14 protein-coding genes are annotated in these 14883 nt (G+C 68.0%); 2 read left to right on the top strand and 12 right to left on the bottom strand.

The window, feature by feature from the left end:
* Position 1 precedes the first annotated feature (1 nt).
* The 12 genes from METUNV2_RS19305 to METUNV2_RS0100995 all read right to left on the bottom strand — a co-directional run bounded on the left by METUNV2_RS19305 (position 2) and on the right by METUNV2_RS0100995 (position 10737).
* Complete coding sequence (locus METUNV2_RS19305) at positions 2–2086, bottom strand: protein kinase domain-containing protein (RefSeq protein ID WP_051081861.1); 2085 nt, start codon at positions 2084–2086, stop codon at positions 2–4.
* A gap of 405 nt (positions 2087–2491) precedes the next feature.
* Positions 2492–3364, bottom strand: coding sequence for a Tll0287-like domain-containing protein (locus METUNV2_RS0101045; protein WP_018227661.1), 873 nt, complete (start codon positions 3362–3364; stop codon positions 2492–2494).
* A gap of 136 nt (positions 3365–3500) precedes the next feature.
* Complete coding sequence (locus tag METUNV2_RS0101040; RefSeq protein WP_026187765.1) at positions 3501–3881, bottom strand: YkvA family protein; 381 nt, start codon at positions 3879–3881, stop codon at positions 3501–3503.
* A gap of 160 nt (positions 3882–4041) precedes the next feature.
* Positions 4042–5496 (bottom strand): ribonuclease G, encoded by a 1455-nt coding sequence (gene rng / locus METUNV2_RS0101035; RefSeq protein WP_018227659.1) that lies wholly within the window; start codon positions 5494–5496, stop codon positions 4042–4044.
* A 29-nt stretch (positions 5497–5525) separates the two neighbouring features.
* Positions 5526–6152, bottom strand: coding sequence for a Maf family protein (locus METUNV2_RS0101030; protein WP_018227658.1), 627 nt, complete (start codon positions 6150–6152; stop codon positions 5526–5528).
* An 82-nt stretch (positions 6153–6234) separates the two neighbouring features.
* The gene (gene rlmH, locus METUNV2_RS0101025; RefSeq protein ID WP_026187764.1) at positions 6235–6705 is read right to left on the bottom strand and encodes a 23S rRNA (pseudouridine(1915)-N(3))-methyltransferase RlmH; all 471 of its coding nucleotides are present in this window, start codon (positions 6703–6705) and stop codon (positions 6235–6237) included.
* 16 nt (positions 6706–6721) lie between these two features.
* On the bottom strand, positions 6722–7096 hold the full coding sequence (gene rsfS, locus METUNV2_RS0101020) for a ribosome silencing factor (RefSeq protein ID WP_018227656.1): 375 nt from the start codon (positions 7094–7096) through the stop codon (positions 6722–6724).
* Positions 7097–7105: 9 nt separating this feature from the next.
* Positions 7106–7753, bottom strand: coding sequence for a nicotinate-nucleotide adenylyltransferase (gene nadD, locus METUNV2_RS0101015; protein WP_018227655.1), 648 nt, complete (start codon positions 7751–7753; stop codon positions 7106–7108).
* The gene (locus METUNV2_RS0101010; protein ID WP_018227654.1) at positions 7746–8540 is read right to left on the bottom strand and encodes a BPSS1780 family membrane protein; all 795 of its coding nucleotides are present in this window, start codon (positions 8538–8540) and stop codon (positions 7746–7748) included. Before METUNV2_RS0101010 ends, nadD begins: the two co-directional genes overlap by 8 nt.
* A complete protein-coding gene (locus METUNV2_RS0101005; RefSeq protein ID WP_018227653.1) occupies positions 8531–9487 on the bottom strand; it encodes a homoserine kinase in 957 nt (318 codons plus the stop codon). The genes METUNV2_RS0101010 and METUNV2_RS0101005 overlap by 10 nt, the downstream gene beginning before the upstream one ends.
* Positions 9488–9531: 44 nt before the next feature.
* A complete protein-coding gene (locus tag METUNV2_RS0101000) occupies positions 9532–9888 on the bottom strand; it encodes a DUF2782 domain-containing protein (RefSeq protein ID WP_018227652.1) in 357 nt (118 codons plus the stop codon).
* Positions 9889–10008: 120 nt separating this feature from the next.
* Positions 10009–10737, bottom strand: coding sequence for a TIGR00730 family Rossman fold protein (locus METUNV2_RS0100995; RefSeq protein WP_008063098.1), 729 nt, complete (start codon positions 10735–10737; stop codon positions 10009–10011).
* A gap of 115 nt (positions 10738–10852) precedes the next feature.
* Here METUNV2_RS0100995 and polA point away from each other — a divergent pair, with 115 nt between their 5' ends.
* Positions 10853–13579, top strand: coding sequence for a DNA polymerase I (polA, locus tag METUNV2_RS0100990; RefSeq protein ID WP_018227651.1), 2727 nt, complete (start codon positions 10853–10855; stop codon positions 13577–13579).
* Between the two features lie 182 nt (positions 13580–13761).
* Positions 13762–14865: an acyltransferase family protein gene (locus tag METUNV2_RS0100985; RefSeq protein ID WP_051081947.1), complete on the top strand. Its 1104-nt coding sequence runs from the start codon at positions 13762–13764 to the stop codon at positions 14863–14865.
* Positions 14866–14883: the final 18 nt, after the last annotated feature.

Genomic DNA, 14883 nt, shown 5'->3' with positions numbered 1-14883 from the left:
ATCACTTGCCGGCCAGGAAAGCGGCGCGCTGCACCGGGTCCGGAATGTCGCGCGCAAGCTCGTCGAGCAGAGCCTGTTCGGTCGTCACCCGCTTGAGTGCACGACCGACCAGGATGCGCGCCATCGGCCCGATACGGCGCGCCAGCCGCAGTTCGATGTCGGCGATGAGGGCATCGTCCAGCGGCCGGGCGCCGAACATGACGCTGCGCGCGCTGGTGGTGGGCGGCGATGAACGGCGTGCGCTGCTCTGCGCATCGCCGCTGCGCGCCAGCGACGACACGCCGGTGGTACCGGCCACGTGCCGCTTCGCTTCGATCAGGAATCCGGCACGCTGGGATTCGCCCGGGATATGGGTGGCCAGCTGTTCGACCAGCTGGGCCGGGCTGGACGACAGCGGCGCGATGCGGGTGACCAGCACCCGGGCCATCGGCCCGATATGGCGCGCCAGCAATGCCTCCAGCACCGGCGTGAGCGCGTCCTGCGCCAGCGCCGGCTGGGCCTCATCGGTGCGACGGGTGATGCCGCTGGCGGCGTCCAGTTCGAACACCTCCTGACTGCGCGAGGCGATGTCCGCCCGCTGGCCGGTGGTGTGCAGACCATCCGGCGCGCCGCTGCCGAGCGCCGACACGGTTTCGTAGTAGGCACGCGACACCAGTACCTGGCCGGCGCGCGCCAGACCGGCCAGCGTGCGCGCGGTATCCAGACCGTCGCCCTGCACGTCGAGCGCGCCCGAGCCGGCGCGTATCACCCGCACCGGCCCGAGGTTGATGCCCTGGCGCAGACCACCGCCGGCTTCGCCCAGATCCAGCCGGCGCAGCTTCTGCGCCACCACGCAGGCGTCCTCCGGCTGACCGAGCAGGCACAGCGCGGCGCCATCGGCGGTGTCGTGGATGAGCCGGCTGTCGGCGTCGACCGAACGGGCGGCACGCGCCAGCGCGTCGTCCAGTTCCGACTTGCAGGCCAGACGCTGGGCGGTGTCCAGATCCACGCTGCGGTCGATCTGCGCGTACAGCACGCTGCACACGATGGTGCGCCGCTCTTCCGACGCGCCGGTGGCGCGCACCGCTGGCGCGCGGGTGGGCGCGTCGCTGGCCAGCGGCCCGCGCGCGGCCGGCGCCGGTGCCGGCATGAACACCCGACGGAAATCGGCCACGCTGCGCGGGCGCTTCGCCTCGTGCGGCTCCAGCCCCCATTCGATCGCGCGCAGCAGCGACGCACCGAAAGTGCCGGAATCGGCCGCCTTCGACGCCGGCAGCAGCGGATCGCTGTGCACGCGTGCGGCCGACTCGACCGGCCGCTGCCCGGTCACCAGCCAGTACATGACGGCGGCCAGCGAATAGATGTCGGTCCACGGCCCCTGATTGCCGTGCGAGTGGTACTGCTCGAACGGCGCGAAGCCGGGCGTGACGATGGCAGTAAGCGTGTGTTCGGCGTCGTGGTAGCGGCGGGCGGCACCGAAATCGAGCAGCACCGGCGTACCGTCGTCGCGGATGCAGATGTTGGCCGGCTTCACGTCACGGTGCAGGAAACCGCCGTCGTGGATGGCCTGCAGCCCTTCCATCAGCGGCTTCACGATGGCCAGCAGCGTGGTGCGGTCCATCGCGGTTTCGCGCTCGCGCACCCACTGGTTCAGCGTGCGCCCCTGCACGTAGTCCATCACCATGTAGGCGCTGCCGTTCGCTTCGAAGAAGCGGTTCACGCGCACGATGTTCGGGTGGCGGAAGGTGGCCAGCGCGCGCGATTCGTCGAGGAAGCGGCGCAGGCCCTGTTCGAACATTTCGACCGCCGGCCCGGAGCGCGGCAGCACGCGCTGCCCGTCCCCGCGCACCGCGAGGTCGGTGGGCAGGAACTCCTTGATCGCCACCTTGCAGTCGAGCAGGGTGTCGTGCGCCAGATAGGTCAGGCCGAAGCCGCCACCGCCGAGCAGCGATTCGACCCGATACTCGTTCAGCGCCCAGCCAGACGGCAGTGCGCCGGCCGACGTAGTGGCGGTGGGCAGGAAGCCGCTGCCGGCCAGCACGTCGCTGACGACGCTGTCTTCGGTGAAAGCATCGTCGTCGTCAAACGGTGTCGAACCACCGGTCATCTCAGTCGCCCGCAGTGAGTGTGGTGGCCATCGCGCCGCCCGCCGGGCCGCCCCTAGGACGAGCGCTGCCCCCTTGTGGGGGTGAGGCAGGGGTTTCGCAGCGCAATGCGCTGCGCCTGCCGAACGGGCTAGCTGTGCAAAGCCGGCCCTCCCGAGCGAACGAAGCGAGCGTGGGGGGTGTAGCGGGGGTTTCGGCGAGCACTGCTCGCCGCCCGCGCAACCGGTCGGCTATGCAAAGCCGACCGTGGGTCGCGCCGCCCGCCGGGGCGTCCCAAGGGCGAGCGCTGCCCCCTTGGGGGGGTGAGGCAGGGGTTTCGCAGCGCAATGCGCTGCGCCTGCCGAACGGGCTAGCTGTGCAAAGCCGGCCCTCCCGAGCGAACGAAGTGAGCGTGGGGGCCATTTCCCTCAGCTGTCTATCATGCGCATCGCAGTTTCCAGACTGCGCCGCATGCGGTTGAAGGATGAGCCGAGCACCGATACCTCGTCGCGGCCGCCATCGCCGAATTCAGGCACCGAGAAGTCGCCGGTGCTGATGCGGTCGGCCGCCGCCGACATGCGGGCAACCGGGCGGATGATGAGCCACTCCAGCATGATGTTGAGCACCGCCATCACGAACACGAACACGCCCACCAGCGAGGCCATGAAGGTGGTGAAGGCGCGGTCGGCATTGGTAACCGGCAGCGTCATCGGCACCGACACCACCTGGGCACCGATCACCTCATTCATCTTCCAGCCGAAGCCGTTGGATTCGCCATACACCTTCACCAGCGTCGGCGGCGCGGTGGCCGCGGTGTCGTGACAGGCCAGACAGGCCGGATTGGTGATGCGGATCGGCCGTGCGATGTACATCTGGCGACCGGTCGGGGTGTCGCGCTCGCCGGTCAGTTCCTTCACGTCGTCGGCATTGCGGAAACCGGCCACCAGATCGGCTTCCCAGTCCGACGCGCGGTCGCGCGGGTTGGACGGATTCAGCGTCGCTTCCTTGTAGGCGTACTCCGGATGGTTCTTGCGCAGCTCGTTCAGCGTTTCGGTCGCGGCATAGGCCGGCACCGTCTGCGGCAGGAAGCGCTCGGCCAGCATGGGGTCGAGGTGCGGCTTGATCTGGCTCACCGTGTAGGCGCGAATGGCCAGCGCTGCTTCCATCATCAGCCGGGCATTGCGCTCGACCTCGGCCCGCGCGTTGTCGTGCAGCAGACGGTAGGACAGCGCCGCGCACGCCGCCAGGCCGATCGCAAACACGCCGATCAGCACCAGGTTGAACTTGAGTCTGAGTCCCATGGGAGGCACCGGAAATGGAGGCGGCGGACGGGCGTCCACCGCCGGAGTTCATGGTGCCGGATTGTAAGTCATTGAGTCGATTGCAAGGAATTGTGTCAGCCGGGTGACCTCTCGGTGACCGCTTTGCGCCCGGTAATCAGAGGGCCGGGCGGCGCTGCCACCACCAGATGACGGCCGCGATCGACGCCATCCAGAGCAGCAGGACGAACACGCCTGCAACCCAGTTCGCCGGCAGCCGGCCCTCGCGCGCCCGGGCACGCGCCGCCTCCATCACATCCGGCGGAATCATGCGCACGACCAGCCACACGCCCAGCGGCAGCAGCACCAGCTCGTCGAGCAGGCCGAGCACCGGAATGAAGTCCGGAATCAGGTCGATCGGGCTGGCGGCATAGGCCAGCAGGAAAAGCAGCAGGATCTTGGCACGCCGCGGCGTGCGCGTGTCCTGCGCGGCAACGGCCAGCGCCATCACCTCGAGCTTCATCGCGCGTATGCGCTCCTTCAGACCTGACCCCGCCATGTTCTTCCGCCATTTTTGTATTCGAGTGGGGGTGATCAAACCACAAAACATGTGGATGCGTCAGCCCTGCCGGCATGAAGGATGAAATGCGCGTTACCGGCAGGCAAACGGAAAGGGCCGCCCGCAGGCGGCCCCTCGTCCCTCATCCGGCCATGACAGCCTAGAGCAGCACGATGTCGAACTGCTCCTGCGAATAGCTCGATTCGGCGTGCAGCGAGATCGGCTTGCCGATGAAGTCCGACAGCATGGCCAGCGACTGCGATTCCTCTTCCAGGAAGAGGTCGATCACTTTAGGGTGGGCCAGGATGCGGAATTCGCGGGCGCTGAACTGGCGGGCTTCGCGCAGCAGTTCGCGCAGGATGTCGAAGCTCATGGTCTGCGCGGTCTTCACTTCGCCGCGGCCGCCGCAGGTGGGGCAGGTTTCGCACAGCACGTGGGCCAGCGATTCGCGGGTGCGCTTGCGGGTCATTTCGACCAGGCCGAGCGAGGTGAAGCCGCTGACCGAAATCTTGGTATGGTCCCGCGCCAGCGCCTTGTGCAGTTCGGCCAGCACCTGGGCGCGGTGCTCCTCGCTTTCCATATCAATGAAATCGATCAGGATGATGCCGCCGAGGTTGCGCAGACGCAGGTGGCGCGCGATCTGGTGGGCCGCTTCCAGATTGGTCTTGAAAATGGTTTCGTCGAAATTGCGCGAGCCGACGAAGCCGCCGGTGTTCACGTCTATCGTGGTCATCGCCTCGGTCTGATCGAAGATCAGATAGCCGCCTGACTTCAGGTCGACCCGGCGCGCCAGCGCCTTCTCGATCTCCTCCTCGACGCTGTGCAGCTCGAACAGCGGGCGCTCGCCGGTGTAGTGCTCCAGCAGCTTGGTCAGCTGCGGCATGTATTCCTCGGCGAAGCTGCGCAGCTTCACGTAGTTCTCGCGCGAGTCGACCTGGATGCTCTGGGTGTCGGCGCAGGCGAGGTCGCGCAGCACGCGCTGCGCCAGCGTCAGGTCCTCGAACACCAGCGAGGGCGGCTTGGCGCTCTTGGCGCGATTCCGTATTTCCTGCCAGGTCTTGCGCAGATAGGCGATGTCAGCCGCCAGTTCTTCGTCGCTGGCCGATTCGGCCATGGTGCGCACGATGTAGCCGCCCGGGTCTTCCTGCGGCAGCAGCGCGTGGATGCGCGCGCGCAGCGCCTCGCGTTCTTCGGTCGATTCGATGCGCTGGGAGATGCCGACGTGACGGTCCTGCGGCAGATGCACCAGCAGCCGGCCAGCGATGCTGATCTGCGTGGACATGCGCGCGCCCTTGGTGCCGATCGGGTCCTTCAGCGCCTGCACCAGCACGCTCTGTCCTTCGGTCAGGATGCGCTCGATCGGCTTCGGCGGTTCGCCGTTCTGGCGCGCTTCCCAGATGTCGGCCACGTGCAGGAAGGCGGTGCGTTCGAGACCGACGTCGATGAAGGCCGACTGCATGCCGGGCAGCACGCGCACCACGCGGCCGAGATAGATGTTGCCGACGATGCCGCGCGCGCTGCTGCGCTCGATGTGCAGCTCCTGCACCGCGCCCTGCTGCAGCAGCGCGACACGGGTTTCGGCGGGCGTGAAATTGATGAGGAACTGGTCGTTCATGGGGCGGACCGGTAGGGAGTGAATTCAGTTCAGAGATCGAGGCCGAAGTCGCGCAGCAGCTGCCAGGTTTCGTTCAGCGGCAGGCCGACGATGCCGGTGTAGGAGCCTTCGACGTGCTGCACGAAGGCGCCGGCGCGGCCCTGTATGCCATAGGCCCCGGCCTTGTCCATCGGTTCGCCGCTCAGCACGTAGCGTTCGATGTCGCGCGCAGTGAGCGGCGCGAACCGTACGGTGGAAATCGACAGCGCATGCTCCAGACGCCGCCCGTCGCTGACCGCGACCGCGGTCAGCACGCGGTGGGTGCTGCCGGACAGCCGGGTGAGCATGGCGGTCGCCTCGGCGGCGTCGGCCGGCTTGCCGAGGATGTCGCCCTCCAGCTCGACCGTGGTGTCGGCCGACAGCACCAGGCCGGCGGACAGCCGGCGCCAGGCGAGGCGCTTCTCGCCGCCCAGCGCCTTGGCGCGCGCCACGCGCACCACATAGGTTTCGGCATCCTCGCCCGGCCGCACGTCCTCGGACACATCGATGTCCTCGCGCGGCACGCCGCGGAAGGGCAACAGCAGGAAGTTCACGCCGATCTGGGTCAGCAGTTCGCGCCGGCGCGGGCTGCGCGACGCGAGATAGAGCACGGGCGGAACGGTATTCAGAAGGCTCATTGGATGCAGTGCACCGCGAACCGGCATCGCATCGACCCGACGACCGCCCCCGGGGGCGGCGAACACGGTGAGCGCGGCGTCATCATTCGCGGTGGTAAGGATGGTTGGCTTCGAGGCTGACCGCACGATACAACGCTTCGACCAGCAGCAGGCGGGCCAGCGCGTGCGGCAGCGTGAGGCTGGACAGGCGGATCAGCTCGTGCGCGCGCGATTTCAGTGCCGGCGACAGGCCGTCCGGCCCGCCGATCAGCAGCACCACGTCGTCGCCATCGGCGCGCCAGCGGCGCAGCCGGCCGGCCAGCGCTACCGTGGTGAGGTCGTCGCCGTGCTCGTCCAGCGCCACGATGCGGGCGCGCGGCGGTATGGCCGCCTCGATGCGCGCGCGCTCCGCCTCCATCAGCACCTCGACCGGCTTGCCCTGGGTACGCGGCTCGGCCTTCACCTCGATGATCTGGGTGGCAGCGTCGCGCGGCATGCGGCGCACGAACTCCTGCACGCCGGCATCAACCCAGTCGGGCATGCGGTGCCCGACGCAGACCACCAGAAGTTTCAAGGCCGGGCCTTAGGCTTCAGCGCCGTTCGCCGCGCGCGCGGGCGGCGGCCGACTTGTCCGAGGGCTTGGCGCTGCCCGACCACAGCTCTTCGAGGTTGTAGTAGGCGCGCACCGCCGGCTGCATCACGTGCACCACGACGTCGCCGAGGTCGACCAGCACCCATTCGCCAGTGTCCTCGCCTTCGACGCTGACCACCGTGCCGCCGGCTTCCTTCACCTTTTCCTGCACATTGCGCGCGAGCGCCCGGGTCTGCCGGTTGGAGTCGCCGCTGGCGATGACCAGACGGTCGAACAGCGAATTGAATTTCGAGGTGTCGATCACCTCGATGTCCTTCGCCTTGATGTCTTCCAGCGCATCGATCACGAGCGCCTGCAGTGCATTGATGTCCATTTCAAACCTTCAGTAGAGCCGGTGACGGCGGATGTATTCGAGTACGGCGTCGGGCAGCAGGTAGCGGCCGCTTTCGCCCCGGGCCAGCCGGGCCCGGATGTCGGTGGCGGACACCGCCAGCGGCGTCATGTCGAAACGCACGATGGCGCCCGCCGGCGCGGTGCGCAAGTGCGCCGCATCACGGCTGCGCGCCTGCAGTTCGGCGGCCAGCGCCGGCTCCAGTGCCGACGCATCGACCGCCTGACCGGCACGGGTGGCCAGCCCGATGTGGGCCAGGCCGAACAGCGCCTGCCAGCGGTGCCAGGTGTGCAGCCGGGCGAAGGCATCCGCGCCCAGGATGAGCACCAGTGGCAGATCGTCGCCCAGTTCGGCGCGCAGCGCGGCCAGCGTATCCACCGTGTAGCCCGGTGCGTGCGCGACCGCCTCGCGAGCGTCCACCTCGAACGCGGGATTGCCGGCCACCGCGGCCTGCACCATGGCCAGCCGGTGTTCGGGTGCGGTGCGCAGCGCATCGCGATGCCAGGGCAGACCGGCCGGCAGCCAGCGCACCCGCGCCAGGCCCAGTGCCTCGCGTGCTTCTTCCGCCAGCCTCAGGTGTGCGACATGCACCGGATCGAAGGTGCCGCCGAACACGCCGAGCGGCGCCTGATCACTCATCGGCAGGCCCGGGTGCGTCCGGTGCCGGCGGCGCGGCTTCGGGCGCCGCCTGCGCGAACACCTGGCGGAAGCTCACGTACAGGCTGGCGGCCATCGTCGGCACCAGCACGAACAGCAGCGCCATGCGCAGCACGAAGCGCAGGATGCCGGACACGCCGTCGGAATCCAGCGCCTGCACCAGCAGCATGGGCAGGCCCACACCCAGCAGCGCCGCGCCGGCGAAATACACGACGAAGGGCACGATGTTGCGCAGCACGCCGATGGCGCCGAAGAACAGTGCCTTGCCCAGCGGCAGGTCCGCAGTGGCGATCAGATACGGCGGAAACCACATGATCAGGATGAGCGGCAGCACCAGCGGCAGCAGCTGCATCAGCGTGCGCATGAACAGCGTTTCGTCGCCCTCGGCGATGGCAGCGTCCGCACCCGGAAACAGCAGGGTGTGGATAAGCACCACCAGCAGAGAACCGCCAAGGTGAACGAAACCCAGCTGCACCAGGGTGCGCGCATTCGGCACCAGCCCCTGCTTGAGCGCCTCGGCGCTCACCTCGCGCCGCTCGTCGAGCAGACGCGAGCCGTTGAACACGATGACCGACATCAGCGGCAGGCAGATGGCAACCAGTATCGGGCCAAGCAGCGGCACCACGTTCAGGAACACCATCACCAGCAGATAGCTCAGCGTGAGCGCGGTCATCAGCGGCGGATTGCGGCGGAACAGCGCAAAACCGCCGGCGATCCATGACCAGCCGGCCAGCGCCGGCAGCGCGCGTGCCTGCAGGCTCAGCGCCATGGCAGCGTGTCACCGGCGCGGATGCGCGCGCGCAGTACGTCGCGGAAACGGGCCGGATCGTGCTTGTGCACCATGGCGCCGTCGCGCGGCATGTGGAAGTCGTACAGCCGCGACATCCAGAAACGCAGCGCGGCGCCGCGCATCATGGCCGGCCAGGCGCGGTGCTCGGCGTCGGACAGCGGGCGTTCGGCGTGATAGGCGCGCAGCATGGCGTCCGCCTTGGCCGGGACCAGTTCGCCGGCCGCATCCGAACACCAGTCGTTCAGCGTGACCGCCAGATCGAACAGCAGATAGTCGTCGCCGGCGAAGTAGAAGTCGATCACGCCGCCCACGCGCTCGCCGTCCATCAGCACGTTGTCGCGGAACAGGTCGGCATGCACCACGCCGTGCGGCAGTTCTCGGCACAGGCCGTCATCGCGCGCGGCGCGCTGGAAGGCGATTTCGGATTCGAGCAGCGCGCGCTCGTCGGCCGGCAGGAAATCGAGCAGGCGCGGCGCGGTGTCCACCCACCAGGCGTAGCCGCGCGGGTTATCGAAGCGGCGGTTGTAGCTCTGGCCAGCCACGTGCATGGTGGCCAGCATGCTGCCGATGGCGGCGCAGTGCGCCGGGCCCGGCTCCATCTGCGAGCGGCCGGCGAGCCGCGTAGCCAGCATCGCCGGCTTGCCGTGGATCGTGCCGAGGTATTCGTTGTCACGGTCGGCGATCGGCGCCGGGCAGGGAATGCCGTGGCGCGCCAGATGCGCCATCAGGTGCACGTAGAACGGCAGTTCGGTGCGCGTGAGCTTCTCGAACACGGTGAGCACATAGCGGCCGTGCGAGGTGTCGACGAAGTAATTGGTGTTTTCGATGCCGGCCGGAATTCCCTCCAGCGACACCAGATGGCCGATGGAGTAATTCTTCAGCCAGTCGCGCAGCTCGTCTGCGGTGACGGTGGTGAAGACGGACACGAGTCAGGACGGAAGGTTGGGCAGGCGCCGGCGGCGCCCGCGGGTCAGTCGAACGAGAAGATCACCCACTTCGGCACGCGCAGGCCGGAGTCGAGATCGTCATAGCGCGTCATCGCGCCGGAGCCGGTCTCGTCCATCAGGTAGTAGGGCACGCCATGGCTGGGCGTCACTTTGATCATGTAGAGCTTGCCGTTCACCCGGTGCTCTTCCACGGTTTCGCCATTGCGCTGCAGGATGGTCACCTGCGGCTCGACCGCGACGCCGCCTTCCAGCGGTTCGGGCGGCGGCGGGGGTTCCGGAATCGGCTGCAGATTGGACGGGCGGTTGGCCTGTGCGAACGCGGCCGGCACGGCGGCAGCCAGCGAAACGGCGATCAGGGCGGCAGAAAGAAGCGGTCGCATCGAAAATCCTTCGTATTTCCCGCAGTTTAACAGAGGCACCCCACCCTTCAGCCCGGACGGGGGCGTATGCAACAGCCGCCGGCCGGGTTTTCACGCGCGCTGGAAAGTACCCGGGCGGTGCTAGAGATTCAGCATGGCCTCATGCTCTTCAGGCAGCGGCATGAAGCTGCGGTTCTCGTAGTGCCGGAAGATGGCGTCCACGATCTGCGCCGGGTCGTCGATGATCTGCACCAGATCCATGTCGGCTGGCGAAATCATGCCTTCGTTCACCAGCGTGTTGCGGAACCAGTCGATCAGGCCGGCCCAGAACGGCGAATGCACCAGGATGACCGGAATCGAGCGGCTCTTGCGGGTCTGGATCAGCGTCAGCGCCTCCATCAGCTCGTCCACGGTGCCGAAACCGCCGGGCATCACCACATAAGCGGCAGCGAAGCGCACAAACATGTACTTGCGGGCGAAGAAGTGCTCGAAAGAATGCGAAATGTCCTGATAGACGTTCGCGTGCTGTTCCATCGGCAGCTGGATGTTCAGGCCCACGCTGGGCGACTTGCCGTGGAAGGCGCCCTTGTTGGCCGCTTCCATGATGCCGGGGCCGCCGCCGGAAATGACCGAGAAGCCGGCGTCCGACAGCTGGCGGGCGATGCGTTCGGTCAGGTCGTAGTAAGGGTGGTCGGGCGGCGTGCGGGCGCTGCCGAAAATGCTCACCGCCGGCCGGATCTGCTGCAGCCGCTCGGTCGCTTCGACGAATTCGGCCATGATGCCGAAGATGCGCCAGGCTTCGCGGGCGCTGCTGGTGCGTGCGGCTTCACCCGGGTCAATCATGCCCGGCAGTTTGTCTTTCGCGCTCATGGAAATGGTGTCCGGTGAATGAGGGCAAGGCGCGGGCACGCGGAGATTGTGCTCAGGTGACCGGCGCTCCGGCGATAATCGCGGGCTGACCGAATGTCCTGATGCGGAACCCGCCATGCCCACGCTGCTGCTTGTCGATGGATCGTCCTACCTGTACCGCGCCTTCCACGCGCTGCCCGACCTGCGCAATGCGCAGGGCGAGCCCACCGGCGCGCTGCGCGGCGTCATCAACATGCTAAGGCGGCTGGCAGCCGACTACAAGGCGGAATACCGCGCAGTCGTGTTCGATGCCAAAGGCAAAACCTTCCGCGACGACTGGTACCCGGACTACAAGGGCCATCGGCCGCCGATGCCGGAAGACCTGGCGGCGCAGATCGCGCCCATCCACGACGCGGTGCGCGCACTCGGCTGGCCGCTGCTGATGGTCGACGGCGTGGAAGCCGACGACGTGATCGGCACGCTGGCCGCGCACGCGACCGAACGCGGCATCGACTGCGTCATATCGACCGGCGACAAGGACCTCGCCCAGCTCGTGAACAGGCACGTGACGCTGGTAAACACGATGAGCGAGGAAAAGCTGGACGAAGCCGGCGTGCTGGCCAAGTTCGGCGTGCCGCCGTCGGCCATCGTCGACTACCTCGCACTGATCGGCGACAGCGTGGACAACGTGCCGGGCGTGGACAAGTGCGGCCCGAAAACCGCGGTGAAGTGGCTGCAGCAGTACGGCGGCACGCTGGATTCGGTGGTCGCGCACGCGGCCGACATCGGCGGCAAGGTGGGCGAGAACCTGCGCGCCCACCTCGACTTCCTGCCGATGGCGCGCCGGCTGCTGACCGTGAAATGCGATGTCGAACTGCCGCAGCCGCTGGAATCGCTGACCTCGGACGGCGAAGACGCCGAGGCGCTGCGCCCGATCTACGAACGATACGGCTTCCGCGGCCTGCTCGATGATCTGGCCAAGGGCGGACGCAAGACGGTGAATGCCCCGGCGCCGGCGGAGGATGCCGCGCCCTCGACCGCGCCCGAAGGCAGTCACCGCGCCCACTACGAAACCCTGCTCGACCGCGCAGCCTTCGAGCGCTGGCTGGCGAAGCTGATGGCCGCCGGGGTGGTGTCGCTGGACACCGAAACCACCGGCCTCGATCCGATGGAAGCGCGGCTGGTTGGCATGAGTTTCGCGCTGGCCGAAGGCGAAGCCGCCTATCTGCCGCTGGGTCACGTCTATCCGGACGCCCCGGCCCAGCTGCCGCTGGACGAGGTGCTGGCCGCGCTCAGGCCCTGGCTGGAATCGCCGACGCACGGCAAGCTCGGCCAGAACCTCAAGTACGACCGCCACGTGTTCGCCAATCACGGCATACGGCTGGCCGGCGTGGTCGATGACACGCTGCTCGAAAGCTATGTGCTGGAAGCCGACCGCAACCACAGCCTCGACACCCTGGTCACCCGCCACCTCGGCCTGAAGGTGATCAGCTATGACGAAGTGACCGGCAAGGGCGCCGCGCGCATCGGCTTCGAACAGGTACCTCTGGACCGTGCCGCCGCCTACGCCGCCGAAGACGCCGACGTGACGCTGCGTGTGCATCAGGTGCTGGCACCGCGCATCGCCGCCGACAGCAAGCTTGCATATATATATCGCGACATCGAACTGCCGGTGTCCGACATCCTGTTCGAGATGGAACGCAACGGCGTGCTGCTCGACGTCGGCTCGCTGGCCGCCCAGAGCAACGAACTGGGCCAGAAAATGCTGGATCTGGAGCGGCGCGCACACGACGCCGCCAAGCAGCCGTTCAACATCAACTCACCGAAACAGCTCGCGGAAATCCTGTTCGAGCGCGAAAAGCTGCCGGTGATCAAGAAAACGCCGTCCGGCACGCCCTCGACCGACGAGGAAGTGCTGTCGCAGCTGGCGCTCGATTACCCGCTGCCGGCCCTCATTCTCGAATACCGAGGCATGGCCAAGCTCAAGGGCACCTATACCGACAAGCTGCCGCGCATGGTGCGCGCCGATACCGGCCGGGTGCACACCAGCTTCGGTCAGGCGGTGGCGGTAACCGGCCGGCTGTCGTCGGTCGACCCGAATCTGCAGAACATTCCGGTGCGCACCGCCGAAGGCCGGCGCATCCGCTCCGCCTTCATCGCGCCGCCCGGCCATGTGCTGGTCAGCGCCGACTACTCGCAGATCGAACTGCGCATCATGGCCCACCTGTCGCAGGACGCCCGCCTGCTGCAGGCCTTCGCCGACGGCGAAGACGTGCACCGCGCGACCGCAGCCGAAGTGTTCGGTGTGGCACCGGCCGAGGTGAGCAGCGAACAGCGCCGCTACGCCAAGGTGATCAATTTCGGCCTGATCTACGGCATGAGCGCGCACGGCCTGGCGAAGAACCTGGACATCGAGCGCAGCGCCGCGCAGAGCTGGATAGACCGCTACTTCGCGCAGTACCCGGGCGTCGCCCGCTACATGGACGAAACCCGCGCGCTGGCGCGCGAGCAGGGCTATGTCGAAACCGTGTTCGGGCGCCGGCTGCAGCTGCCGGACATCCGCGCGCAGCAGGTGGGGCGCCGCCAGGGCGCCGAGCGCGCCGCGATCAACGCGCCGATGCAGGGCACCGCGGCCGACCTGATCAAGCTGGCGATGATCGCGGTGTCCGGCTGGCTGAAGGCGGAAGGGCTGGCCACCCGCCTCATTCTGCAGGTACACGACGAACTGGTGCTGGAAGTGCCGGACGCCGAGCTCGATGTCGTCCGCACCCGCGTGCCGGCACTGATGGAAGGCGTGGCCCAGCTGTCGGTGCCGCTCAAGGTGGAAGCCGGCGTCGGCCGCAATTGGGACGAAGCGCACTGACAAGACTGTGCTGACAGCGCATCGGGCGGCGGAACACAGGGTGGCAGGGATGGCGCGGGCGTCAGACCGGTCGCGCGGCGGACGCGACAGGGGCTTGATCCTTGCGCACCGCAGTGCACAATGCGCAGCTTTGTGCCCGCACCGGCCGTGCGGTGCCGCCCGATAGCCGCAAGCCGCACTCCGTGACCACCTATACACCCACCGCCAACAGTCCGGCCCTCGGCACGGCACACCTTCCGCAGGCCGGCACCCGCGCACGCGCGGCCGGCGGGCGGCTGGCGGTGTTCGACGCGCTGAAGGCCTTCGCCTCGCAGCTCATCGTGCTGCATCACCTGGTCGCCTACGGGCCGCTGTCCGAAGCGCTGCGGCTGCGCTTCCCGCGCCTGGTGGACTGGCTCTACTACGATGGCCGGCTCGCGGTGCAGGTGTTCTTCGTGCTCGGCGGCTTTCTCGCCGCGCGGGCGCTGGCGCCGTCACTGCAGGCGCGCCCGCTTTCGCTGTCGTCGGCGCTGTGGAAGCGTTACCGCCGGCTGGCCCTGCCCTGTACCGCCGCGGTGCTGGTGAGCATTGTGTGCGCAGCCATTGCACGCACGCTGATCGCCGACCCCAGCCTGCCGGCCGCGCCGCATTTCAACCAGCTGCTGGCCCACCTGCTGCTGATGCACGACGTGGTCGGTGTAGAAGCGCTGTCGGCCGGCGTCTGGTACGTGGCGATCGACTTCCAGCTGTACGCGATGATGGCCATCACCGTGTGGCTGACCCGGCTGGCCCGCCCGCCGCGGCGCACCCGTGTGCTGGCGCTGCTCACCTCCGGCCTCGCGCTGCTGTCGCTGTTCGCGATCAACCGCAACCCGGATCTGGATTTCATCGCCCCCTACTTCTTCGGCGTGTACGCGCTCGGCGCGGCGGCCTGCTGGCTCAGCCGGCGCGACCGCTCACCGCTGTGGGGCCTGGCGATCGCGCTGGCAGTGCTGCTGGCACTGCAGATCGAGCACCGTGAACGGGTGGCGGTGGCCGCCTGTGTCGCGGCCTCGCTGTGGGTGGGGCTGCGCAGCGGTGCCTTCGACCGCTGGCCCGACCTGCGCCCGCTGGCCTTCCTCGGCCGCATTTCATTCTCGGTCTTTCTGATCCACTATCCGGTGGCCATGCTGGTGAATGCTTTCGTGAGCCGCATCTGGGGCGCCACGCCGGACACCGCGGTGGCGGGCCTGCTGTTCGCCTGGATCGCCAGCACCGTCGCCGGCGCGATTTTTCACCGCCAGGTCGAACAGCGCTTCGGCGGCTGACCGACCGGCGCTACAAAG

The sequence above is a fragment of the Methyloversatilis universalis EHg5 genome (assembly GCF_000378945.1).
Lineage (GTDB): Bacteria > Pseudomonadota > Gammaproteobacteria > Burkholderiales > Rhodocyclaceae > Methyloversatilis > Methyloversatilis universalis_A.
This window is presented reverse-complemented; position numbering and strand designations above follow the sequence as displayed.